The sequence below is a fragment of the Maribacter spongiicola genome, from assembly GCF_004364165.1.
Lineage (GTDB): Bacteria > Bacteroidota > Bacteroidia > Flavobacteriales > Flavobacteriaceae > Maribacter > Maribacter spongiicola.
The window spans coordinates 484889-508440 of sequence record NZ_SOAY01000010.1 but is presented as its reverse complement, the minus strand read 5'-3'; the positions used below and the strand labels follow the sequence as shown (position 1 = coordinate 508440).

General features: G+C 34.6%; 24 protein-coding genes. 11 read left to right on the top strand and 13 right to left on the bottom strand.

Annotation, left to right across the window (positions count from 1 at the left end; translation table 11 throughout):
- Positions 1–15: 15 nt before the first annotated feature.
- A complete protein-coding gene (locus CLV90_RS02830; protein WP_133686000.1) occupies positions 16–1008 on the bottom strand; it encodes a sugar phosphate isomerase/epimerase family protein in 993 nt (330 codons plus the stop codon).
- A gap of 172 nt (positions 1009–1180) precedes the next feature.
- Here CLV90_RS02830 and CLV90_RS02825 point away from each other — a divergent pair, with 172 nt between their 5' ends.
- From CLV90_RS02825 to CLV90_RS02815, 3 genes are all read left to right on the top strand, one after another.
- On the top strand, positions 1181–2890 hold the full coding sequence (locus tag CLV90_RS02825) for a GMC oxidoreductase (RefSeq protein WP_133685999.1): 1710 nt from the start codon (positions 1181–1183) through the stop codon (positions 2888–2890).
- A complete protein-coding gene (locus CLV90_RS02820) occupies positions 2890–3537 on the top strand; it encodes a gluconate 2-dehydrogenase subunit 3 family protein (protein WP_133685998.1) in 648 nt (215 codons plus the stop codon). The genes CLV90_RS02825 and CLV90_RS02820 overlap by 1 nt, the downstream gene beginning before the upstream one ends.
- Positions 3538–3615: 78 nt before the next feature.
- Positions 3616–4536: a hydroxypyruvate isomerase family protein gene (locus CLV90_RS02815; RefSeq protein WP_133685997.1), complete on the top strand. Its 921-nt coding sequence runs from the start codon at positions 3616–3618 to the stop codon at positions 4534–4536.
- Between the two features lie 1008 nt (positions 4537–5544).
- Here the strand turns inward: CLV90_RS02815 and CLV90_RS02810 are convergent.
- Together CLV90_RS02810 and CLV90_RS19510 are read right to left on the bottom strand one after the other, a co-directional pair.
- Complete coding sequence (locus CLV90_RS02810) at positions 5545–6102, bottom strand: hypothetical protein (RefSeq protein ID WP_133685996.1); 558 nt, start codon at positions 6100–6102, stop codon at positions 5545–5547.
- 21 nt (positions 6103–6123) lie between these two features.
- Positions 6124–6246, bottom strand: coding sequence for a hypothetical protein (locus CLV90_RS19510; RefSeq protein WP_279586539.1), 123 nt, complete (start codon positions 6244–6246; stop codon positions 6124–6126).
- Between the two features lie 325 nt (positions 6247–6571).
- On the opposite strand from CLV90_RS19510, the gene CLV90_RS02805 reads away from it, so the two are divergent.
- Entirely contained in the window at positions 6572–7306 is a 735-nt protein-coding gene (locus CLV90_RS02805; protein WP_133685995.1) for a LytR/AlgR family response regulator transcription factor, read from the top strand.
- Between the two features lie 89 nt (positions 7307–7395).
- Complete coding sequence (locus CLV90_RS02800) at positions 7396–9297, top strand: tetratricopeptide repeat-containing sensor histidine kinase (protein ID WP_243835250.1); 1902 nt, start codon at positions 7396–7398, stop codon at positions 9295–9297.
- Here CLV90_RS02800 and CLV90_RS02795 read toward each other — a convergent pair.
- Positions 9290–9859: a DUF3109 family protein gene (locus CLV90_RS02795; protein WP_133685994.1), complete on the bottom strand. Its 570-nt coding sequence runs from the start codon at positions 9857–9859 to the stop codon at positions 9290–9292. The two genes, CLV90_RS02800 and CLV90_RS02795, sit on opposite strands and share 8 nt — an antisense overlap.
- Before the next feature lie 115 nt (positions 9860–9974).
- Between CLV90_RS02795 and CLV90_RS02790 the strand changes: the two genes are divergently transcribed.
- Together CLV90_RS02790 and CLV90_RS02785 are read left to right on the top strand one after the other, a co-directional pair.
- A complete protein-coding gene (locus CLV90_RS02790; RefSeq protein ID WP_133685993.1) occupies positions 9975–10553 on the top strand; it encodes a MarC family protein in 579 nt (192 codons plus the stop codon).
- A gap of 35 nt (positions 10554–10588) precedes the next feature.
- A complete protein-coding gene (locus tag CLV90_RS02785; RefSeq protein ID WP_133685992.1) occupies positions 10589–10792 on the top strand; it encodes a hypothetical protein in 204 nt (67 codons plus the stop codon).
- Here the strand turns inward: CLV90_RS02785 and CLV90_RS02780 are convergent.
- The 4 genes from CLV90_RS02780 to CLV90_RS02765 form a co-directional block, all read right to left on the bottom strand.
- Positions 10789–12414, bottom strand: coding sequence for a S41 family peptidase (locus CLV90_RS02780; protein ID WP_133687003.1), 1626 nt, complete (start codon positions 12412–12414; stop codon positions 10789–10791). The genes CLV90_RS02785 and CLV90_RS02780 overlap by 4 nt on opposite strands.
- A gap of 14 nt (positions 12415–12428) precedes the next feature.
- Positions 12429–12866, bottom strand: a complete 438-nt coding sequence (locus tag CLV90_RS02775) for a deoxycytidylate deaminase (protein ID WP_133685991.1) — start codon at positions 12864–12866, stop codon at positions 12429–12431.
- Positions 12867–12951: 85 nt separating this feature from the next.
- The gene (locus tag CLV90_RS02770; protein WP_133685990.1) at positions 12952–13536 is read right to left on the bottom strand and encodes a HupE/UreJ family protein; all 585 of its coding nucleotides are present in this window, start codon (positions 13534–13536) and stop codon (positions 12952–12954) included.
- Between the two features lie 25 nt (positions 13537–13561).
- On the bottom strand, positions 13562–14302 hold the full coding sequence (locus CLV90_RS02765) for a TerB family tellurite resistance protein (RefSeq protein ID WP_133685989.1): 741 nt from the start codon (positions 14300–14302) through the stop codon (positions 13562–13564).
- A gap of 130 nt (positions 14303–14432) precedes the next feature.
- Here CLV90_RS02765 and CLV90_RS02760 point away from each other — a divergent pair, with 130 nt between their 5' ends.
- From CLV90_RS02760 to CLV90_RS02750, 3 genes are all read left to right on the top strand, one after another.
- On the top strand, positions 14433–14843 hold the full coding sequence (locus CLV90_RS02760; RefSeq protein WP_133685988.1) for a BrxA/BrxB family bacilliredoxin: 411 nt from the start codon (positions 14433–14435) through the stop codon (positions 14841–14843).
- A 233-nt stretch (positions 14844–15076) separates the two neighbouring features.
- Positions 15077–15661, top strand: coding sequence for a lysophospholipid acyltransferase family protein (locus CLV90_RS02755; RefSeq protein WP_341777672.1), 585 nt, complete (start codon positions 15077–15079; stop codon positions 15659–15661).
- On the top strand, positions 15658–16338 hold the full coding sequence (locus CLV90_RS02750; RefSeq protein ID WP_133685986.1) for an HD domain-containing protein: 681 nt from the start codon (positions 15658–15660) through the stop codon (positions 16336–16338). The genes CLV90_RS02755 and CLV90_RS02750 overlap by 4 nt, the downstream gene beginning before the upstream one ends.
- 88 nt (positions 16339–16426) lie before the next feature.
- On the opposite strand, the gene CLV90_RS02745 is transcribed toward CLV90_RS02750, so the two are convergent.
- Complete coding sequence (locus CLV90_RS02745; protein ID WP_133685985.1) at positions 16427–17827, bottom strand: glycosyltransferase; 1401 nt, start codon at positions 17825–17827, stop codon at positions 16427–16429.
- 280 nt (positions 17828–18107) lie between these two features.
- On the opposite strand from CLV90_RS02745, the gene CLV90_RS02740 reads away from it, so the two are divergent.
- Entirely contained in the window at positions 18108–18542 is a 435-nt protein-coding gene (locus CLV90_RS02740) for an endo-arabinase (RefSeq protein WP_133685984.1), read from the top strand.
- A gap of 2 nt (positions 18543–18544) precedes the next feature.
- Here the strand turns inward: CLV90_RS02740 and CLV90_RS02735 are convergent, their stop codons facing one another.
- From CLV90_RS02735 to CLV90_RS02720, 4 genes are read right to left on the bottom strand one after another with little or no spacing between them, the layout of a single operon-like run.
- On the bottom strand, positions 18545–19618 hold the full coding sequence (locus CLV90_RS02735) for a PA0069 family radical SAM protein (protein ID WP_133685983.1): 1074 nt from the start codon (positions 19616–19618) through the stop codon (positions 18545–18547).
- Positions 19619–19665: 47 nt separating this feature from the next.
- The gene (locus tag CLV90_RS02730; protein WP_133685982.1) at positions 19666–21219 is read right to left on the bottom strand and encodes a hypothetical protein; all 1554 of its coding nucleotides are present in this window, start codon (positions 21217–21219) and stop codon (positions 19666–19668) included.
- A 17-nt stretch (positions 21220–21236) separates the two neighbouring features.
- Positions 21237–22019, bottom strand: coding sequence for an enoyl-CoA hydratase/isomerase family protein (locus CLV90_RS02725; RefSeq protein WP_133685981.1), 783 nt, complete (start codon positions 22017–22019; stop codon positions 21237–21239).
- A gap of 18 nt (positions 22020–22037) precedes the next feature.
- The gene (locus CLV90_RS02720; RefSeq protein WP_133687002.1) at positions 22038–23450 is read right to left on the bottom strand and encodes a sensor histidine kinase; all 1413 of its coding nucleotides are present in this window, start codon (positions 23448–23450) and stop codon (positions 22038–22040) included.
- Between the last annotated feature and the right edge of the window lie 102 nt (positions 23451–23552).

Below are 23552 nucleotides of genomic sequence, written 5' to 3'. Positions count from 1 at the left end.
AAATCATACTCTTGATTATTCTATTTCTTGTGCTGCTTTCAACAAAAGATCTCTAGTAGCAATTATACCTGCCTCTTCACTAATTTCAGAGCCTTCATATTCCACACCGATAAATCCGGTATATCCAGCATCTTTCACAATTTTCAGCATTTGAACGTAATCAATACCTGTATCATATCCGTCAGCATCAAAATTGTTAGATTTTGCACTTACAGCCTTAGCATATGGCATTAATTCTTTAACACCCTTGTATTTATCATACTCCTTTAAACAATCCCAACTCTCTGGCTTACGTTCCATACAGAAATTACCAAAATCAGGCAAGCTCCCACAGTTATCCATATTTACGGTTTTCATCACCTGAGCGTGTAACTCTCCATTAGACGATAATCCACCATGATTTTCAACTAAAACATTAATATTCTTAGTTTTCGCGTAAGTCGCTAATTTGGTAAGTCCGTCAACAGAATTCTTGATCCATTCTTCAGGCACGTTACTCCCGTTAAGGTTCACTCTAATGGCATGACAACCCATAGCTGCAGCGGCATCTACCCATTTTTTATGCTTCTCTACAGTTTCGTTTCTTTCGGTTTCATCATTAACCGCTAAATTTCCTTGACCATCGATCATGATCAAAACATTCTTCATTCCGTATTTTTCAGCTTCGGCATTAGATTTTGCTACGAAATTTGACATAGCCTCTTCAGAGTAACCTGCTTCTTCTAATTCAGGATTATACAGCTGACTTACATATTCTAGTCCTGTAAATCCCCAGTTTTTAGCTTTTTTAGCAAAAGAATATGGATCAACGCCATCTTCTCTGATCATTTTATGCATTGACCATTGTGCTAGAGATAATTTAAAAAATGGAGCAACATTACTGTCTTTTGCTACGACTTCAGAATTTTCCACTTTTTCTTTTTTAGCTTCCTTACACGCGTAAGTTCCTAATAACGAGATTCCAATGCCCACAATAGAAGCAATTCGAATAAAACTTTTTCTTTTCATTTTTGGTGGTTTGCTGTTGTTTGAAATATAACCCTAACTGTTGACGTTAAAATTATGAATTGATTCATTATTCTAGCATAATGTTAGTAATAGCGAATTTCGCAAGAATAATGGACTTTAAATGTATAGAATTAATTTTATATTTAATAAATTTAGAGATTAAACAACTTTTATGAGCAAATTTTATTATAACGAAGAACAAGAGTCGTATGACGCAATTGTCGTAGGTACTGGAATAAGTGGTGGTTGGGCCGCAAAAGAATTATGTGAGGCAGGCCTTAAAACCCTAGTTTTAGAACGTGGTAGAATGGTCAAACACATTGATGACTATGAGACTGCTAATATGGACCCATGGGATTTCCCGAATGCGGGTGAACCGACAAAAGAAATTATAGCGCAACAACCAAAGCAGCATAGAACAGGTTACACTACAAACCAAGCAAGTAATATGTGGTTTGTAAACGACCTAAAACACCCATATAACGAAACAAAGAGATTCGATTGGATGCGAGGATATCATCTAGGTGGTCGCTCTTTGCAATGGGGGCGTCAAAGTTACCGTTTAAGCGATATTGATTTTGAAGCAAACAAAAAAGAAGGTATTGCCGTAGATTGGCCTGTTCGTTATAAGGATATAGCACCTTGGTACGATAAAGTAGAAACATTTATTGGAGTAAGTGGTGAAAACCTAGGTTTGGATCAATTGCCAGATGGTCAATTTTTACCAATGATGGATCTAAATTGTGTAGAACAAGTTTTTAGAGAAAAAGTAGCTGAGAATTTTGATGGGCGAGTAGTTACTGCTGGTAGAGTAGCACACCTTACAGGAACAAAACAATTTGATGGCAGAAGTAAATGTCAATTTAGAAACAGATGCATTAGAGGTTGTCCTTTTGGAGCTTACTTCAGTAGTTTATCATCTACATTACCAGCAGCGGAGGCGACAGGTAATATGACCCTAAGACCAGATTCGATCGTACATGAGGTTATGTATGACCCTAAGACAAAGAAAGCTACAGGTGTAAAGGTAATTGATGCTAATACTAAAGAAAACTTTGAATTTAAGGCGAAGGTTATATTTTTATGTGCTTCTGCAATTGCATCTACTTCAATTTTAATGCAATCAAAATCTGAAACGTTCCCCAATGGTATGGGTAATGAATCTGACCAATTAGGCCGAAACATAATGGATCATCAATTAAAAGTTGGTGCTTCTGGTAAATTTGATGGATTCGATGATAAGTACTATAAAGGAAGAAAGCCTAATGGAATCTATATCCCTAGATTTAGAAACTTAGGTGGAGATACTGATAGAGAATATAAGAGAGGATTTGGATACCAAGGTGGTGCCTCTAGAGGTAACTGGGAAGAATCCATTGCAGAACTATCTCACGGTAAAGAATTAAAAAATGCTGTTATTAAACCAGGCGGATGGACGTTTGGCATGATGGGCTTCGGTGAAGTATTACCATACGAAAACAACAGATTTACATTAGACTACGATAAATTAGATGATTGGGGTCTACCAACGGTTACTTTTGATGCCGAGCTTCAAGAAAACGAACTTAAAATGCGTAAAGACATTTTAGAATCGGCTGTTGATATGTTAGAAAAAGCCGGACTTAGAGATGTAAAAGGTTATGATGAAGAAAGTGCATTGGGTTTAGGTATACATGAAATGGGTACGGCCCGTATGGGAAGAGATAGAAAAACCTCTGTTTTGAACGGAAATAACCAATTGCACGATGTACGAAATGTATATGTAACAGATGGATCGTTTATGACCTCTGCTAGTTGTGTAAACCCATCACTAACTTATATGGCCTTTACGGCCAGAGCTGCAAATCACGCGGTTAATGAACTTAAAAAAGGAAACATATAATGGATAGAAGACGCGTATTAAAAAATATGGGTATGTCACTTGGATATATGGTGGCCACCCCAACTTTATTATCAATAGTACAAAGTTGTAAAAGTGAACCAGCAATTACTTGGACTCCTGAATTTTTATCTCAAAACGAAGGGTCGGTACTTTCTAAATTGGTAGATATTATTTTGCCTAAAACCGATACACCTTCTGCCACCGAAGTACAAGTTGATATTTTTATTGACAAATTTGCCAAAGACGTAATGGAAACGGAACAACAAGATTTCCTTAAAATGTCTATGAACAAATTTATAAATAAAGCCTTAGCTGATTCTGGCAAAGATAAAGCTGAAGATTTAACCGCAGAAGATTTAGAACCAGTTTTAGCAAGTTCTTTGAAATATACCAAAGAGCAGCAAACAGAAATGTCTAAATCTATAAATAGCTACACAGAAGCTATTGCTGAAGGCGGCACTGCACAGTTAGATGATGAGGTCTCTAGATTTGCTTTTGCAAACAATTTAAGAGGCATGACTATTTGGGGCTATAAAGCTTCTGAATATGTTGGTGAAGAAGTTTTAGCTTACTTGCCTGTACCTGGCGAATATGTACCATGTGGAGATCTACAAGAGCTTTCAGGTGGTAAGGCATGGTCCTTATAACCTAATAACAGTTTAATCTAATAGCCAAGGGCAAGATAATGTATCGCTCTTGGCTATTTTTATTTAAAAACACTACATATGAAAAGAAGAAGTTTTATTCAAAAAACAGCCTTAAGTACTGGCGCACTTTCTGTAGCGAGTAACGTAACATTCGCCAATACGCTAACAAATTCTACCACACATTCATACAATTTAAAGTATGCTCCGCACTTGGGTATGTTCAAAAACCTTGCTGGTGACGACCCCATAGACCAATTAAACTATATGGCTGATCAAGGATTTACCGCTTTTGAGGATAACGAGATGCGTAAACGCCCAGTAGAACAGCAAGAAAAAATGGCGGCAACAATGATAAAACGGGGTATTGAAATGGGTGTTTTTGTTGCCCATGAAATTCATTGGACAACACCGAACCTAGCCTCTGGAGATTTATCTAAAAGAGAAGAGTTTTTAAATGATATAAAAAACTCCATTGAAGTAGCCAAACGCGTAAATGCAAAATGGATGACCGTAGTACCAGGTCATTTAGACCTTAAATTAAAAATGGGCTACCAAACTGCCAATGTTGTAGAAAGCCTTAGACAAGCATCTGCCCTATTAGAACCACATAATATTACCATGGTTTTAGAGCCATTGAATTTCAGAAATCACCCAGGGTTATTTTTGACCGATTCGCCTCAAGCCTTTGAAATTTGCAGAGCGGTTAATTCACCTTCATGTAAAATTTTATTTGATATCTATCACCAACAAATTCAAGAGGGGAATCTGATCCCGAATATGGAAGCTTCTTGGCCAGAGATTGCATATATACAAATTGGCGATAACCCAGGCCGAAAGGAACCAACTACTGGTGAAATAAATTACTATAACGTATTTAAATGGATACATGAGCAAGGTTATACTGGAATACTCGGTATGGAGCATGGTAATTCTAGAAATGGTGAAGAAGGTGAGCTTGCAGTAATTGAAGCCTACCAAAAAGTAGATGGTTTTCTTTAATAGAATCTATAGTTTACACACATAACAAAAGCACAAAAAATGTATTTCATCGAATAGTTATCACTTTTTCGATGAAATACATTTTAATATGTAAGAATTTACTTACTTATTCGTTCTTTTGTATATGTCCCAATACCTACAAACATTACTCGTCTATGCCGGCTTGCTTCTGGCCTCAAAATTAGCTTTTTATATCTATAAAAAGGTAAAGTCCAATTCATTTGAATTATTTCAAATGAAACTAAGTTATAAATGGTTTAACATTAAAAATACTATGAAACTAACGTATCACAGTATTTTTAACGATACCATAAAATTTCCATAATCCAAAAAGGATTTTGCTACGTATATAACTTACACTCCAATACTTAAGCTATGGAAAATTACATCACCTTACTAATGATATATGCTGCAGCGTTGTTATTTACGACTGTATTGAAGCCATATATCAATAAAGATAAATAAGAATCCCCTTACTTAACCTAGGCTTAGCCGCATATAAAAAAGATCCCTATTCGGGGTCTTTTTTATTCTCTATATTAAATAATATTTGAAAAAAGTCATATTAAGAATCTTTATCTGCTAGTCATTACTTAGCTCGCGACATCATTTTTTTTATTTCTTGAGGAAATTTTAGCCCAAGACCTAATGAGGCGAAAGTTATTTTATAAGACCATATTCCAAGTAATTAAAATACCACATCTAAAGTATTAGAAAAAAAATTATTGATACAGAGTTTAAGTTAGAGAGTACAAAAACATTATTATGCTTTTCGAAATTGCCACTGAAGATAAAAAATTGGCAATTAAATTATTAATTAAAATAAAAAATGTACGGCCCCACTAATGCTTCTATTATGAAAAATGCCCACCAAGTCTAATAAAGGTAGTTCCCCCGAAACCTTTTCTTAGAATGTAATTCTACGACGAATCGTAGTTATACTATTTTGGCGCTCAAACATTAGATATAAGATAACATACACTATCCTATAAAGAACCGTACTAAATTTTAAACTTTTATATCCGCATTAAAAAAACCTTTGACATTCAAAGATTCTCCGTTTGCATTTTCTAATTGCACTTCTAACCTACCATCGACATGGTCGGAATAATATTCAGTGATAATTATATCACCAGATTTTATAAAGAAAGGTAATTCGCTAATACTACCTAAATCTGCAAAACCATACACTCCGCTAAACTTATTCAGTAAACGGTCTAAATTTTTTATTTTATGTACACCTACCGGCACACCGTGATGCTTTTTTATTTTAGAAGCTATAATAAATTCTAAATTTTGCATCTTCACATGATCACCAGAAGTAAAATTCAATAATAATTTGTTCATCGAATTACCGAATTTATCTTCCTCAATACTATTTTCAAAGGTTGCCAAACCTTCTAATTGCAAACTTAACTGACCATTAATGGTAAAACTATAAGTGCCATTTTCAACTTTTAATGTATCTAAATCACCTTTAGACCCACCAGCAAGTAAAAAAAAAGGTACAATCCCAAAACAAAACATTTTCAATGATTTGCCTATAACCTGAAATATCTTAAACATAGTTGTAAGAATTAGTTAGAGTCATGGTCTATCAATATTTTGATTCTGAACCTCTATCGCTACCGTCATATTTTCATTTAAAACGGCTTCATCTTTCATAAACTGCGAAGCGACCAATAAAGCCACTATAAATAATGCTAACATTATACCGCACTTTTTCATGTTAATTTTATTTATAACATATTGAAGTTCTTTGCTAAAGATAATTTTAAGCTGAAAAAGCATAGGTCTATATTGTATAACCTGTATCTTTTTATGTATAATCGGAAAACGAAATTCTCACAAGATTGAAGGAGAATGAATTTTGTAATCTTTTTCCTTCTAAAAGTGATGGTTCGAAAAGCTAACACACCTTTAACTCTTTATATACCGATTACACTAAAATTAGATCCATTGACACAAAATAGTAGTGGAAAGCCCCACATACCCGTAAATTTTCATAACTTTCTAACTTGATACCCGATCTTTTATGCTACAAGCTGTTATCGTTGATGATGAAATTAAAGCACTACAAAGCTTAACCTGGGAGCTTACAAATTTCAGCGATGAAATAAATGTAATAGCATCGTTTACCAACCCAAACGAAGCACTTTCATATTTAGACAAAAATACTCCTGATTGTCTTTTTTTAGATATCGAAATGCCTACTATGGATGGTTTTCAGTTCATTAGAAAGCTCACCAACAAGAATTTTCCTGTTGTAATTACTACTGCCTATAATCAATATGCCTTAAAAGCAATCAAAAGCCAAGCGCTAGATTATCTTTTAAAACCAATTGATACAGACGATTTAGAAGAAACAATTGTAAAAATCAAAAAATTCAATAGCAAAAATTTTTCAGTCGAAAAATTAGAAAAGGCGCTATTAAATTATAACTCTAAGTCAACACATAAACGTATTACGCTTAATACCGATGGTAAATTGTTATTTTTAGAAAGTGATGAAATTTTATATGCCGAATCTGATGGTAATTACAGTACCATATTTTTAACCGACGGTCAAAAAATAGTACTTACCAAAAAATTAAAGGAAGTCAACGAATTACTCCCGGCAGATTCTTTTTTTAGAATTCATAATTCGTACATTATCAATCTCAATAAAATAAAAGAATTCTTGAAAACAGATGGTTATGTGGTATTAAAATCCAATCATAAAATACCAGTATCTAGACAAAAGAAATCTGATTTCTTAGACATGCTTTAGTCCTTTCAAAGACCTATGGCGTATAAATCTTAAGCTTACTTTTAAAAATTATAGTGTATATATTAAAGTTCAAATTTCTATTATTATTCTTGTACTTTTTAGTGCTATCACACCATAGTTACTCTCAAGATATACCCGAAAATTTAAAAGGAATAGTAGATAGCCTGCTTTCAAAAACTCCGAAAGACTATCAACAGATACAAACGATATTAGCTCCATTTAGTAATGACAGCACTGCTTTGCGCTACATAGAACAAATAAGCACAACTAAAAAGTATCTTCCTGGCGAAACCTACGCATTAATTAAATTAGGTAATATATATAGAGAGTTAGCTATTTATCCGAAAGCCCTTGAACTATATCAAAAAGCACTAGAAAGATCTACTGAAGCTGATAATATTGAATTAAGAATCTATGCTTTAAATATGTTAAGCACGGTTTACAGACGTACAGATGCCATAAAATCGGCATTAGATTACAGCCAAGAAGCATTAGAATTAGCCGAAACTATTACTGAACCTAATATCGAATTAAAAAAAAGCATCACCATTTCGTTAAATAGTATCGGCGGAATATACCAAATGCTAGAACAGTACGATTTGGCCATTGAGAAATATGAAAGATCAATGACTCTTCAAAAAGAATCGGAAGATAAACAAGGGCTTGCCATTAGCCATCAAAATTTAGGCGAATGTTATGAGTTTCAGGGAAAGCTTGAACCCGCTTTAAAAAATTTTAGAAAAGCACTTGTTTACAATGAAATAATTGATTCTAATCGAGGAAAAATCATATGTAATTATAGTATAGCACATGTCTATGTTCACATGGGAAAGGTCCAAGAGGCAATCACAATTTTAGAGAATAATCTACTAAAAGCTATTTCTCTTAGTGATCAAAAAATTATAACCACTATCTATATAAATTTAGGATGGGCATTAATACGCTTAGGAGATTATGATGCAGCAGAAACAAATTTAGAGTCTGGTTTGGACCTGGCAACATCAAATGAATTCAATTCAGAAATAGCGGAAGCTAACAAATTCTTATCTGAACTTTGGATAAAACGAGATGACTACCAGAAAGGTATGCTTTATTTTAAAGAATCTAGAAAATACGAAGAACGCATTACCAACTCTCTAAATCTACGTTATGTAAATGACATGATTTTGCGTTACGAATCTCAGATAAGAGCTAATCAGCTAGAGCGATTAGCTGAAGAAAATGAATCTGTAAGGTTAAAGTTAAAGAATAACAGAACCATGCTTCTTATCATTGGTATCTTCTTAATCTTACTTGTGGGCATTTTGTATATTCTATATAGACAAAATCAATTAAATGCCGAGAAAAAACTGTTGACATTAGAGCAGAGTATGTTGCGCAGTCAAATGAATCCTCATTTTTTGTTCAATTCATTAAATTCGATAAAATTATATATCATTAATAATGAGAAAAAGAATGCTGTACACTACCTAAACAAGTTCTCTAAGTTGGTTAGAAAAATTTTAGAAGCATCATCGCAACGAGAAATCTCATTAGCAGAAGAATTAGAAACAGTAGCACTCTATATGAACATTGAAAATATTAGATTTTCAAATGAAATCAATTTCGTTATTGAAATAAAAGATGAAATCGATACTCATAATATAAAAATCCCTTCATTAATTCTTCAACCATTTTTAGAAAATGCCCTGTGGCATGGGTTATCATCTAAAGATGGAGCAAAAAATATTGACTTAGTCGTAAAAAAAGGTAAAAGTGGCTTTATTGAAATAATCATTACCGACAATGGTGTGGGTCGAGATGCCGCAGAAAAAATAAAGGACGGTAAATTTCTTAAGAGAAAGTCAGTAGGTATTGATATTACCAAAGAGCGATTAGCAAATTTTTCTCGTGATTATGAAAACTTTTTTCATGTAGACATCATTGATAAATTTGATGACGATACTAACGCTATAGGTACGCAGATCGTTATATATATCCCGACTATTTGAGATGATCTTTTGCGACCTCTTCTAATTCACTATACCAAGGTTCACCGAATTTTCTAATTAAGGCTTCTTTTACAAATTTGTAAACAGGCACCTTTAATTCTTCACCTAAAGCACATGCAGGATCACATATTTGCCACTTATGATAATTAACTGCAGTTAGTTCGGTATATTCTCGCACTCGAATAGGGTATAAATGACAAGACACGGGTTTTTTCCACTTAATTTTACCATGGTTGTAAGCCTCTTCAATACCGCATTTGGCAATCTTTTTATCATCAAAAATGACATAAGCACACTCGCTGCCATTTACTAGCGGTGTTTCCCATTCACCGTCTTCACCCTTAACAAAAGCACCTTCTTTTTCAATAACGGCAATACCTTCTGGTCTCAAAAATGGTCTTACTTTGGCGTAAATATCCACCATGATTTCGGTTTCAGCATCTTCGACAGGTGCACCCGCCTCACCATCAACACAACAGCCACCTTTACAAGCGCTAAGGTTGCAAACAAAATCTCTCTCGATTATTTCTTCAGATACTATGGTTTTCCCTAATTGAAACATGACCTAATTTAAAGGGCGCAAGATACATTTTTTAAAAGGCATTGGACTTAGAATATTTTAAGAATAAACATCTAAGTGCATATTTATAAACGTAAATTTGCAAAAAATTTGAAGGATGGAGTTTCATTTTGATTTAAGAGAGATCGCTACCGCTAGTATGGTACTATTTGCCGTTATTGATATTTTGGGAAGTATTCCTATTATCATTGGGCTTAGAAAAAAAGTAGGTCACATTCAATCTGAAAAGGCATCTGTTGTCGCAGCCGTTATTATGGTAGCGTTTTTATTTCTTGGAGAAGAAATCTTAAACCTAATAGGCATCGATGTAAATTCATTTGCTGTTGCCGGTGCATTCATCATATTCTTTTTAGCTATTGAAATGATTTTAGGTATTCAATTATACAAAGATGATGAGCCGGAAAGTGCTTCTATTGTACCTATTGCCTTCCCGTTAATTGCAGGTGCTGGTACACTTACATCTTTACTGTCGTTAAGAGCAGAATATTTTGTGGAAAATATTATTGTGGCTATCATCATTAACATCATCTTCGTTTTTATAGTTCTAAAATCATCTGTAAAAATTGAAAAGATGTTAGGTAAAAACGGAGTAAACGTAATTAGAAAAGTATTCGGTGTTATTCTTATGGCAATCGCTGTTAAATTATTCGCAGCTAACATTAATCAGCTTTTTTAGACCACTAGAAGGTTGTATTTTTATAAAAAAAGTTTATGAGCAAGACATTATCCATAATATTTATAATAGTTGCAATAGCACTTATAGCCTATAATGTAACACTGGTGAATTTTGCCGACCCTTTTGAGAAAAATAGCACTATCGCATTGATTGGTATAATGGCTTCTTTATGCGCTATTGTACTTCTATTGGTATTCGTTACCAGCAAGAAGATTCAAGATAAGATGAAAAATGATTAATTATTGGCTTTAATTTTGCTAGATACCTGTTGCTGAATTCCAGCACCATCCAATTCCAATACTTTTTGAAGCATTAAATCATCATCTGCCTTTATTTTTGCGTGAATATTTGTATTGAACAACTGTTCGGCAATGTTCGCTTTTAGATATCTCTTTATGCTTTGCTCATAATCGTAGAAATTCATTCTTAGATTTCTATCTACAGAGTATTGTACAAACCTTTCAAAAAGAATATCATCTACCTTAAAATCGTTTACAAATTCTTCTTGAGTGTATTGAGTATATCTTTCTCTATCCTCGTCTAAATGTTCAAATACGAAAAAGGATAAAAACCCTAAATTATCCATACTTTCTACAGCTTCCTCCTCATTACTTCCGATCGGTACAAATACATCTGGTATAATACCGCCACCGCCATATACCACTTTTCCTTTCGGAGTGGTAAACTTCAATGAATCTGCTACTTTAATGCTATCAACAGAAATCATTTCTCCACTATGAAATCTATCTGTAAAACGTTGGTAGTAATCTTTGGTGCCGTTAGCATACGTTTTTTGAATACTTCTACCAGTTGGTGTGTAATATCTAGAAACCGTAAGTCTAACTGCCGAACCATCGCCTAAAGCCATTTCTCGTTGTACTAGACCTTTACCGAACGAACGTCTACCAACAATGGTTCCTACATCATTATCTTGCAAAGCACCCGCTACAATTTCACTAGCAGAGGCAGACCTTTCATTGATGAGCACATAAATTGGTTTATCTTCAAAACTACCATCATCGGTCGCAAAGCTCTTATTAATTTTTCCTTTTTTGTTCTTGGTAAATAAGATAAGCTTGCCATCTTCAAGAAATTCATCTGCCATTTCTTCGGCCATACCTAAATAGCCACCGGGGTTATCCCTTAAATCGAGCACCAATTTCTTAGCGCCGCGTTTCTGTAAATTCACCAAGGCATCTTTAAACTCTTTATAGGTAGACTCTGCAAAGCGGTTTACTTTTATATACCCAATATCTTTGGTAAGCATATAATAAGCATCAACACTTTTTAAAGGAACAATACCGCGCTTTACCTTAACCTTGAATGTGCGATTTTCAGACTTTCTAAAAACAGTAAGGTCTACAGATGTTCCCTCTTGGCCTTTTAGTTTCTCTACGATAACCTCGCTGGGGAAATCTTTACCGTAAAGCGTATCGTTATCAGCCATTAGAATACGATCACCAGGTAAAATTCCTTTAAGGAAACTAGGACCGTCTTTGACCGTTTTTATAACGGCAATAGTATCTTGATAGGCATAAAAGTTAATACCTATACCCACAAAATCGCCCTTCATATTTTCGGTTACCCCAGACATTTCTTTTTCAGAAATATATACGGAATGCGGATCGAGTTTTTCTAGAATGCTATTAACGGTAACATCAACAATACTATCTGTGTTTACATCATCAACATATTCATAATCGATGTAATCTATAAGTCTATTGAGTTTATCTTTTTTAGAATTCGTAGAAAATAAACGTTCTGGAGAGTCATTAAAATTCAGTTTTCCGCCTATAAAAAACCCTAATGCAAGCGCAATAGCGATAATTAAAGGAAATAGAGCACTGTATTTTTTATTCATCATTAGTGTAAACGTTAGATAGTAACATTTATTTCTGGCATATGTTGTAATTCAACCCCCGCCTTTGCTAAAAATTGTAATCCCGAATCATCTTTGTATCCTACTTGGTACACTACACGTTTAATGCCAGACTGATGAATTAACTTACTACATTCTCTACAAGGCGATAACGTAATGTATAAAGTAGCTCCTTGGCAAGATTGGGTAGAACCCGCTACTTTTAAAATAGCATTGGCCTCGGCATGTAAAACATACCATTTCGTGTATCCTTCTTCATCTTCACAATAATTTTCGAATCCCGTTGGTGTGCCATTGTATCCGTCAGAAATAATCATTCTATCTTTTACGATGATAGCACCTACTTGTTTACGCTTACATGATGAAAGCTTACCCCATTCTTTAGCCATTCTTAAATAGGCCCTATCATACTTTAATTGTTTTTCTTTCTTCATTTACAGTACGCTTTATATAGGCACTTAACCCTAAGGTACCTGCTTTGATTAATACCAACTATATCTTAGGGTAAACTTTAACAATCTAAAAAGGAAATGTTTCATATAACAACGGTAGCGTAATCAGTATTATGATAATGCTACCGACCGTAATAAATAAGCTTTGCTTGACTTTTAAAATGTTTTGAACTACATAAGCCAAAATCAATACTAATAAAACAATAACTACCTGAGACAATTCGATACCGCCAGCGAACCCTAATAAAGGTGCTAATTTATCTTCCTCTCCCATAATCATCATTTTAAAATAATTGGAGAAGCCGAACCCGTGTACTAGCCCAAAAATAGCAGTGGCCATTACATGAAACCATATTGTATTATCTTCATTTTGATCATTACTATCGACTAAATTAAATAGCGCGGTACTTACTATGGTAACAGGTATCAAAAACTCGATCCAACTAGCTTCTATCAACATAATTTCATACACAGAGAACACCAATGCCAAGCAATGAGTAAAGGTAAAAACGGTTGCTAAAAGCAACACATTCTTCCAGCTTTTAAATGTAAAAGGAAGCGCCAGTGCAGTTAAAAATAATATATGATCATACGCATTTATGTCTAAAACATGATGTAGACCCAATTCTATATAAAACCAAAATTCTTGCATGCTAATACATCTAAATTATTCCCCTCTAATTCAATCCGCGTTCTTTCTGAATAGTCTCATAAGCGGCTTGTACCTGCTTAAACTTTTCTTCAGCACCTTTTTTAATGGCTTCATCTTTGGTATTCACCCTGTCCGGATGATACTTTTTAGCCATTTCTCTATACGCTTTCTTTACCTCAGCATCGGTTGCCGACTTCTCAATATCTAAAATTTTATAAGAATTGTTCGCCGATTTCACGAACATGGCTTTTATACTTTCAAATTCATTTAGCGAAACTCGAAGGTAACCAGCAATTTCACGAATTTTTTGAATTTCGGGATTACTGATACTACCATCTGCCTGAGCAATACCGAATAAAAAGTGCAATAACTGCAGACGGACTTCATAACGGGTGCGTTGAGCTAAAAACGTACAAACGTTTTGTGCAGATATTTGTCCTTTCTTATTTATTTCATTGAAACTTCTAAAAATAGCATTCGCCTTGTCTTTACCATAAGTGCTAACAAAATACTGACGTACATAATCCATTTCTGACTGGCTCACTTGCCCGTCTGCCTTAATAACAAGTGAACATAACGATAGTAAGTTCAGCTCAAAATCTGCCGCCGTTACATTTGGTCGTGTATAATCTTCGAACACACTACGCGCGCTGCCTTTACTAGACCCAAAAAAGCTGTCTATAACACTACCGGCAAAGAAGCCTAAAACTGCTCCAGATAAACCTCTTAAAAAAAAGCCGACTACAGCCCCTAACCATTTAATCATTTCGTATTCTCAATTTTGCCAAAGATAAAATATTACCATTAGAAAGTTAGGCCAATGAAAAGTTAAGGTCTGAAGCACTGCTGCGACTAATTGATTATCTTTGTAATAGTTTAATTAAAATAATAAGAATATGTACCCTGCGGAATTAGTAAAACCAATGAGAGATGATCTGGCTTCTGCCGGATTTGAAGAATTATATACAGCAGATGCAGTAGCAAATGCCATCAATAAAGAAGGAACAACTTTAGTAGTTGTTAATTCTGTTTGTGGTTGTGCAGCGGCAAACGCAAGACCTGCTGCTAAAATGAGCTTGCAGAACGATAAAAAACCAGACTTTGCAGTAACTGTATTTGCTGGTGTGGATAAAGAAGCAGTTGACGCGGCAAGAAACCTTATGATTCCTTTCCCTCCATCTTCTCCTTCTATGGCTTTATTCAAAAATGGCGAGTTAGTTCATATGATTGAACGTCACCATATTGAAGGTAGACCAGCTGAAATGATTGCTCAGAATTTAGCACAGGCTTACAACGAGTTTTGCTAGATTTTATAGCTTAAGCTATTTTCTTACAAAATAATAGGATTAAAAAACCGCTCTAATTGAGCGGTTTTTTATTTTTGTATATGCAGAAGTTGCTTTCTTACATTATAACCCCCTTTTTTTTCGTCGCATTTGGGCTATGCCTCCTTATTTTTCACCCCATTCAATGGATCGGATTTAAGATATTTGGATACAGCGGATTAAAACCGTCTGTTAGCAAATTGAACTTTTGTTTAATGCGTAGCACCAATATTTTAGGTACAACTTACCGCTTTACAAATAACTTTGACTTACCAACAGACAGACCATTGATTATTGTAACCAATCATCAAAGTATGTACGATATACCACCACTTATTTGGTATATGCGTAAATACCACCCAAAATTTGTTAGCAAGAAAGAATTAGGAAAAGGCATACCTAGTGTATCATTTAACCTCGTTCATGGTGGCTCTGTTTTAATTGACAGAAACGATGGTAAATCGGCAATAATGGAAATAGGAAAACTGGGCACCTATATAGAAGAACATAAAAGAAGTGCCGTAATTTTTCCGGAAGGGACCAGAAGTAGAGATGGACACCCAAAGCCATTTAAACCAATGGGACTTAAGATGCTACTTAAAAAGGCTCCGTCTGCATTGATTGTTCCTATTAGTATCAATAATTCATGGAAATTAGTTCGCTTTGGGCAATTTCCGATGGGATTAGGTGCCAAGGTTCGACTAGAGGTGCAACAACCTCTAGAGAACGAAGGCAACTTAGATGAACTGATCCAACAAATAGAAGCATCCGTAGTTAGCGGGATAAATTCCTTTAAATGACCAATTCAGAAATTGTAGAAGAAACCATCACCTTTGTCAAAGAAACTTTAAAAAATGCCGAAGGTGGGCACGATTGGTTTCATATTCAACGTGTATTTAATAATAGCATGTTAATTGCAAAAGATGAAGATGATGTAAACTTGCTAGTCGTTAGTCTTGGTGCGCTACTTCATGATATTGCAGATGCTAAATTTAATAATGGTGATGAAGCCTTGGGCCCGAAAATGGCAGAAAATTTTTTGTTAAGTCTTGCTGTACCAAAAAGAACCATCAACCATGTTACCAACATCATCAAATACAGCTCGTTTAAAGCCAGTTTAACCGATGGTAAGATGAAGAAGAAACTCTTTACTTCAAAAGAGCTGAAAGTGGTTCAAGATGCCGACCGTTTAGATGCCATAGGCGCTATTGGTATTGCACGCGCATTCAATTATGGCGGATTCAAAAATCGCGCTCTTTATGACCCAAGTATCCCGCCAAATTTAGAAATGAGTAAAGAAGAATACAAAAAATCTGAAGCACCTTCTTTAAATCATTTCTATGAAAAACTCCTACTACTTAAAGATAAAATGAACACAGAAACGGGCAAGCGATTGGCTGAAGAAAGACACCAATATATGATTGATTTTCTAGAACAATTTTATCAAGAATGGAATCCTTTAAAAAATTTAAGTTAAGCTTACAGATCTATACAACAACATCACACCATTAAAAAAGGGTCTCCATTTACACGGAGACCCTTTTTGCATTTTATATATTTTACTACTATTTCTGTGGCAACTCTCTTGTTAACCAACCGCTTCTACTTGCCGTTACAATTGCATATGGCGTAATCCAAAAAAGACCGAACGTAAAAAGTACGCTGTAAGCATATGCCCATATAGATTCTGAAAAAGAATATCTTTTTGCATAGAATATTACAGGAAAAGTTGATAAAACCAATATACTTACAAAAGTAGAACTTAAGAATAATAATGGGTGTGTTACTACAAATACCAACATGAACAATACAAATGGGTAGCATAATACGATTCTTGAAAATTGGCTAAAGAACAATAATCTTGTACCAGCTTTTGGTCCTTTTCTAAAGTTAGTAAATACATACTTAGACATTTGAATGTTCTCACGCACATTACTTCTACCCCATCTAATGAACATTTTATAAAGTCCTTTATATTTTTCAGGAACATTAGTATAGGCAAATGCATTTCTTTGAAACAATACGTGAAAACCTTGCTTTAAAATCATATTCGTCATAGCTCTATCTTCACCAATATCTGAAGCTTGACCCATAAAGGTTTGATTGATCCACTGGTCTAAACAACCGAATACTGCAGTAGCTCTGTAGGCTGCTAAAGCACCAGGAGTACATAAAACTGAATTTAAAGTACTTTCAGAAGAACGAACGAACTCAAAACTTAATGCGAAACTTACGTCTAACATTTTAGGTAGAATCTTGTCGTTATTCAATACACGAATATTACCTGCAACAGCGCCACAGTTTTCATCAACGATGAAAGGGCTAACTAAATTTCTTAAAGTGTCTTTATCTACAATAGAATCACTATCAACAGTAACAAATATCTCACCAGTACCTTCATTAAAACCTCTGTACAATGCGTGACGTTTACCCATGTTCTTAGGTTGCTGGCAAATAGAAACTCTATCACCTAATTCTTTCTTAGCTTCTTTCATCCAGTTCCAAGTATCATCTTTACTACCATCATCGATAGCCAATAATTGAATTTTGTGCTCTGGATAATCACTATCGGCTAAACTTTTCAATGTTGCCCATACTTGTTTGCCTTCATTATATGCTGGTACAATTACCGTAACTGTTGGCAATTCTTCATCAGAAACCGATGGTATTGCCTTGTACTTTAAAAACCTTATAAAAGTATAAATGAAAAAAGTCAATTTAAAAACGAAAAAAGCAGCGGCTACAATCATAAAAATTAATCCGATCATGGTACTTCTTCTCTCTAAATGTAGTTGCGTAAAATCATTTTGCAAGATGTATGCTAAATAAGCTGAACCAAACATGAGCACAAAAGTGCTACCCATTATAAAAATGCCCCACGCATTGGCATTATCTATTAAATGTTTGATTCTGGAGAAGAAAGACTTCTTCTCTGTTTTCTCTGTATTGTTTTTTAATGTTTTCATTTCGTTTTTGGTAGTGTTCTTGGTTTTCAGAAATAATGTTCTTGTTTATTTCTTCTCCCTATCTACGCTTAGAAGTATCTTTTGGATTTTATTTTAACAAAACTTTTTAAAGAAAATTTTTACCTGTAACTATTGCACGATTTTTAAAAATCATCTAATATCCTAAAACCTTAAATTTTTGACTTATTTACAATATTTATCTCGTTTTCATATAGTTACATCGATAAATTAAGAAATAGCCATATTTAACCTATATTTAAATAACATAAATTAATTTCTAATGAAATACGCTTTTCTACTCCTACTTTTCTCCATGACTTATAGCTATTCGCAAACCGATGAGGAGGCAATTATTTCACTTTTAGAAAAAGAATCTTCCACATGGCGTTCAGGCGATGTTGAAGCACACGCTTCTTGCTGGTCAATTCAACCCTATAGTAGAATTTTTGTTTCCATGGCAAATGGAAATAGTATTGATGTACCACCGACAATGATGATCAATCCTCCTGAATATATGGTTGGTAAAGGCGGAACATCTAAAAATTCGAATTATAAGATGAATATAAGTGACAACCACGCTTGGGTTACTCACGATGAGGAATCTACCAATACTGACGGAGTTACCAATTATACTTACGAAATGCGGATTCTAGAAAAAATTGATGGCAGCTGGAAACTCGTAGGGCAATCCATACACCCGCGTAATATGGATTAAGCTTATAATAATTTCAACTGCCCATCTTTATAAGATTCATGCAGCGTAGTATTAAGTTTTGGGAATGTTTTGCCTTCAAAATATTTACGCTTTGCCAAACGTACCATATCATGAATTTGGGTAGCTATAATACCATCACCCCTACTTCTTAAACCGAACCTACTATCATTTAATCTACCACCATGGCATTCTTGAATTTGATGTAATACCTTCTCTGCTTTGTCGGGCAATGTTTTACGAATCCAATCTGTAAATATTTCACCAGTTGCTCCGTTTAATCTTACCACGGTAAATGCCATAGATAAAGCACCATGCTCTGACACCGCCTTTGCCAAATTCAAAATCTCGTGACTATTAATACCTGGTATAATTGGCGCTAGCATTGCATTTACAGGAATTCCATTTTCAGACAAAACACGTATAGCTTCCAGTCTTTTTTTAATGGTTGTAGTTCTAGGCTCTAATATTCTTCTTGTTTCTTCAGATAATGAAGTGACAGAAATGTTGACACCGATTAAGCCATATTCATTCAGTTCTTTTAGAATATCTAAATCACGCAAAATCAAAGCGTTTTTAGTTATGATACCCACCGGGTGCCTATATTTTAAGAAGATTTCTAAACACTTACGGGTAATCTGAAATTCTTTCTCTGCAGGTTGATAGCAATCTGTGTTGCCCGACATGACTACGGTACTAGCCTTCCAGCTTTTACTTCTTAATTTAGCTTCTAACAGTTTTGGAGCATCATGCTTTACCAGAATTTTTCGTTCAAAATCTAATCCGGCACTATATCCCCAAAACTCGTGTGCATTTCTGGCATAGCAATAAATACAACCATGCTCACAACCTTGGTACATGTTCATAGAATAACTCATACCCACATCTGGACTAGTAACTTTATTGACTATCGTTTTTGGAAAAATTGGAAGGTATTGGGTCTTATTTCTATCGGCAACTTCGCCTTCTACACGGCAGAATTCGAGAAAATCGTCTCTTGTTTCGTAACTATATGCAGAAAATTTATTGCTGGTATTTTTTTGGGCACCTCTTCCTTTCACTGAAGAATTAGAATTCATTAAATAGGATTTAATCCAAAATTATGGAAATAATCCTAAATATAATTTTATTTAACACCCACTTGAACCAATTGCTTTTTTGTACCTCTTTTAGCATAGAATCTCAATTCATCTTTCTGGTGATTAATGTATGGTACAGATACCATTAAAGGTAAACGAACTTCGGTATCATCAATTACCTTGTTGTACTTCATATGACCGTTTTCATCCAAACGAATTAAGAATACATTTCGGTTTCTACTTAAGCCCTGCTTGAACATAATACGATCATCGCTCAGTTGCTGCGGGTTTTCAGAAGACGTGCTTATAAAAAAGTATGTAGTATTGTTTTTGGTATATGAGCTATAAGATGCATAAGCACCATCGCCTTGTGTAACCTCTGTTTTATTTATATTACGAGCCCAAACAACATCTCCGGTGGCGTTTAACTTTGCACTAATAATATCATTATGGTGATATCTAGTAACCATAACACGCCCACCGCTAGAGTTAGATTGTACGCTGTTACTCGTAAAATATTCTTCTGCATTAAATAGAATGTTCCCCTCTTTGGTGATATCCATTCCTTTAAACACTAAATCTTTTATCGCCTTATCATCTTCACGCCCAAACTTATCCATCATAAATTGCTCAGAAAACGGATTGAATTTTTCAGTCTTCATCTCTAAAGTTTTCGGGTCTAAGTTGAAATAAGAAATTCCGTTATAACGATTATCCTTTCTATCCGCATAAAAACCGATACAAAGCAATTCGTTATCTCTAAAAATTGGTTTCAAAGATTCCGGAAATTTACCTGGCGTGTAAAAAGACTGAACACTTCTACTGCTGTTAGAAATTCGAACCATTTCATATTGAAACTTACGCTCAGTAGCATTAAAACGTTTCTTTTTAAAGTATGCCTTACCCACCAAATAAACATTCTGCAAATCTTTCGAGAAGGCTATATTTTCAAATGCATAATTTTTTTCTTCTACCTCATCAGAAAAATCATGTTCCATCAACTTATTTAAGTTGGCATTGAATACATGAATTGTATGCTGATCAACCTTTCTTTTCTTATAATGCGTAGTTATGGCAAAAGCCGATTTATCATCATTGAATAAAATTGAGGTAGTAAAGCCAGATGAAAAGTTTCTATTATAGAAATTTCGATCTAAAGGTTGCTCTACAGGGTCAGATGCTATAGAAAGAATTGTTTCTTTTGTAAACTGAAATTGTGAAAACGGACTTCTATGCACCTCATACTGGTAACTCTTATTTCTATAGCTATACTCTAAAAACAACAAATACACTTGACCGTTACGCACGTAAGCATCTATAAAGTTGGCATCTTTCAACTTATAATTATATTCAGATACCAACTCTAAATCTTTATTATAATGTTCAATAAAATATCCTTTTGGTCTTAGTATAATACCTGTGTAATAGGCACGTACCACAACAGTACCATCGCTACCATCATCTGCGATGGCAAGCATATTAGAGTATCTATATTTATCGTGAAATTTTTCGCCAATAGTATATGATACAAGTTCTTCTTGCGCAAAAGAACTAACTACATTGATGAGGAACAAGAATAAGAATGCGCTACGTTTAAACATAACCAATTTGGTTTATGTCATGAACCCGGAAAATTTGCCTTTCTTTTTTCTAAAAATGCAGTAGTACCTTCGGCAAAATCATCTGTACCGAAGCAAGCACCAAAGGCTTCAATTTCCTGCTCATAACCATTTACAGTATTCTTAAAACCAGCATTTACTGCTTTTATTGCATGAGCAATGGCTACAGATGAGTTATTGGTTATTCTAGATATAATTTTATGGCATAAAGGCAATAATTCTTCTTGGGTAGTTACATGGTTTACCAAACCGTAAGCATGTGCTTGTTCTGCGGTAATCATACCTGCGGTCATAATCATTTCCATAGCTCGTCCTTTACCAACTAACTGCGGCAAACGTTGTGTACCACCATAACCGGGTATAACACCTAAAGAAACTTCTGGCAGTCCCATTTTAGCATTATCACTTGCTACTCTAAAGTGGCATGCCATTGCCAATTCTAATCCGCCGCCAAGAGCGAAACCATTTACTGCAGCAATAACGGGAGTATCTAATTTCTCTACAAAATCGAATAATTGTTTTTGACCTTTTGCGGCTAATTTCTTTCCTTCTTTTTCACTAAAATCAGAAAACTCAGAAATATCTGCACCAGCTACGAATGCCTTTTCTCCGCTACCAGTTAAAATGATAGCTTTAACACTTTTATCTTTTTGTAAATCTTTAAAAACCTCATGTAATTCACCAATGGTTTCTTTATTTAAAGCATTTAATTTATTCGGACGATTAATCGTCACGATTGCCGTTGTCTCTTCTCTATCTATAAGAATTGTATTGTATGACATATTTGTTGATTTGTTGATTTATGTATTCTCTCTCGGAAACTTTACACAGAATACCGTACCCTTACCTAAATGAGAAGTGAAATTGATAGACCCCTTATAAGTTTCCACAATATTTTTTACCATTCCTAATCCTAATCCCATACCACTCGTTTTCGTAGTAAATTTAGGTTCAAATATTTTTTCTTCATTATCCTTTTCAATGCCGTAACCATTATCTGCCACTGATATTTTAACCATATCACCTTCAGATGCTACACTGACCAAAACTCTAGGCGATTCAACATCTGGTACAGCTTGTATGGCATTTTTTACCAAATTGGTTACAACACGTATTAACTGCGTACGGTCTAATTTCGCAATTATTTCCTCTTCATCGGCTATAAAATGTATATAATCTTCATTGAAAATATCTATCGCCAATTTTACAATTTTGACCACATTTAAAGTTTCGTTCTGTTGCGCCGGCATTTCAGCAAAATTTGAAAAAGCAGAGGCTATACTACTCATGGTATCTATTTGCTGAATTAAGGTATTGGAATATTCCTTTAATTTTTCATGAATGTGAGGGTCGTTAGGGTCAAATTTGCGTTCAAAACTTTGTACCGTTAATCGCATAGGTGTTAGCGGGTTTTTAATTTCATGCGCCACCTGTTTTGCCATTTCGCGCCATGCCTGTTCACGTTCGCTACGCGCCAATTTTGCAGCACTTTGTCCAAGTTCATCGATCATACCATTGTAGGCTGCAATTAACTTTTCTATCTCTTCCCCAGGGTTGTCTATATAAATCTTCTTGTTCTGTTTATTTAAATTGGTTCGACCCATCATCGTAGAAATTGTTTCTAATGATCGGGTAATATATTTTGAAATAAAAAAAGCAAATGAGATTGCCATAAGTAACATCAACAAGTATACACCCGATAGGCGTATTAGAAATTCCTTTAACTCATAGTCGTTGAATGAATTATCTTCAAAATAAGGTAGATTAAGAATACCAATAGGCTTAAATTTTTGATCTGCGATATAAGAGAAAGATGCTTTATATTTATCTCCTGCCAAAGCGTTTTCGCGTATATAATGCTTATTTGGGCTAATCTCCAAATTATTCAAAACTTCTGCATCTAAACACATTGAGATAGAATCATTGGCAAATTTTGGACGCGAACTTTTTATAAGTTCCCCATCTAAGCTGTAGATATTAAAATTCATGTTTTGCACTACGGCAATCTCATAAATTTCATTTTTAAAAATAAGGTCTAGATTTTCGGTAGTAACCGGATAGGTCGTTTTCTGAATGGCAAGGTCTATACTTTGGCGTATTTGCTCTTCTTTACGCTCCATTCTATTCTCATGGTAATCTTTAGACTGCTCACGATACTGATATACCGTAACACCCGCAATCAAAACCGATGCAATAAGCACCAAAAATATCATGGAAAGGAAAATACGTGACCGTAAAGATACTCTTGTTAGCAAGATTCAATTATTTCGTTTAAAGTTAACAAATATCGAACCAAAAGCTTCAATTTTAATAAT

Bases quoted from the DNA above. Each gene is read 5' to 3' on its own strand.
- CLV90_RS02825 (WP_133685999.1), top strand. From the start codon at position 1,181: ATGAGCAAATTTTATTATAACGAAGAACAAGAGTCGTATGACGCAATT.
- CLV90_RS02735 (WP_133685983.1), bottom strand. From the start codon at position 19,618: ATGAATTCTAATTCTTCAGTGAAAGGAAGAGGTGCCCAAAAAAATACC.
- CLV90_RS02730 (WP_133685982.1), bottom strand. From the start codon at position 21,219: ATGTTTAAACGTAGCGCATTCTTATTCTTGTTCCTCATCAATGTAGTT.
- CLV90_RS02795 (WP_133685994.1), bottom strand. From the start codon at position 9,859: ATGTTTCAATTAGGGAAAACCATAGTATCTGAAGAAATAATCGAGAGA.
- CLV90_RS02750 (WP_133685986.1), top strand. From the start codon at position 15,658: ATGACCAATTCAGAAATTGTAGAAGAAACCATCACCTTTGTCAAAGAA.
- CLV90_RS02745 (WP_133685985.1), bottom strand. From the start codon at position 17,827: ATGAAAACATTAAAAAACAATACAGAGAAAACAGAGAAGAAGTCTTTC.
- CLV90_RS02785 (WP_133685992.1), top strand. From the start codon at position 10,589: ATGAGCAAGACATTATCCATAATATTTATAATAGTTGCAATAGCACTT.
- CLV90_RS02740 (WP_133685984.1), top strand. From the start codon at position 18,108: ATGAAATACGCTTTTCTACTCCTACTTTTCTCCATGACTTATAGCTAT.
- CLV90_RS02765 (WP_133685989.1), bottom strand. From the start codon at position 14,302: ATGATTAAATGGTTAGGGGCTGTAGTCGGCTTTTTTTTAAGAGGTTTA.
- CLV90_RS02780 (WP_133687003.1), bottom strand. From the start codon at position 12,414: ATGAATAAAAAATACAGTGCTCTATTTCCTTTAATTATCGCTATTGCG.
- CLV90_RS02770 (WP_133685990.1), bottom strand. From the start codon at position 13,536: ATGCAAGAATTTTGGTTTTATATAGAATTGGGTCTACATCATGTTTTA.
- CLV90_RS02830 (WP_133686000.1), bottom strand. From the start codon at position 1,008: ATGAAAAGAAAAAGTTTTATTCGAATTGCTTCTATTGTGGGCATTGGA.
- CLV90_RS02720 (WP_133687002.1), bottom strand. From the start codon at position 23,450: ATGATATTTTTGGTGCTTATTGCATCGGTTTTGATTGCGGGTGTTACG.
- CLV90_RS02790 (WP_133685993.1), top strand. From the start codon at position 9,975: ATGGAGTTTCATTTTGATTTAAGAGAGATCGCTACCGCTAGTATGGTA.
- CLV90_RS02760 (WP_133685988.1), top strand. From the start codon at position 14,433: ATGTACCCTGCGGAATTAGTAAAACCAATGAGAGATGATCTGGCTTCT.
- CLV90_RS02805 (WP_133685995.1), top strand. From the start codon at position 6,572: ATGCTACAAGCTGTTATCGTTGATGATGAAATTAAAGCACTACAAAGC.
- CLV90_RS02755 (WP_341777672.1), top strand. From the start codon at position 15,077: ATGCGTAGCACCAATATTTTAGGTACAACTTACCGCTTTACAAATAAC.
- CLV90_RS02810 (WP_133685996.1), bottom strand. From the start codon at position 6,102: ATGTTTAAGATATTTCAGGTTATAGGCAAATCATTGAAAATGTTTTGT.
- CLV90_RS02820 (WP_133685998.1), top strand. From the start codon at position 2,890: ATGGATAGAAGACGCGTATTAAAAAATATGGGTATGTCACTTGGATAT.
- CLV90_RS19510 (WP_279586539.1), bottom strand. From the start codon at position 6,246: ATGTTAGCATTATTTATAGTGGCTTTATTGGTCGCTTCGCAGTTTATG.
- CLV90_RS02815 (WP_133685997.1), top strand. From the start codon at position 3,616: ATGAAAAGAAGAAGTTTTATTCAAAAAACAGCCTTAAGTACTGGCGCA.
- CLV90_RS02775 (WP_133685991.1), bottom strand. From the start codon at position 12,866: ATGAAGAAAGAAAAACAATTAAAGTATGATAGGGCCTATTTAAGAATG.
- CLV90_RS02725 (WP_133685981.1), bottom strand. From the start codon at position 22,019: ATGTCATACAATACAATTCTTATAGATAGAGAAGAGACAACGGCAATC.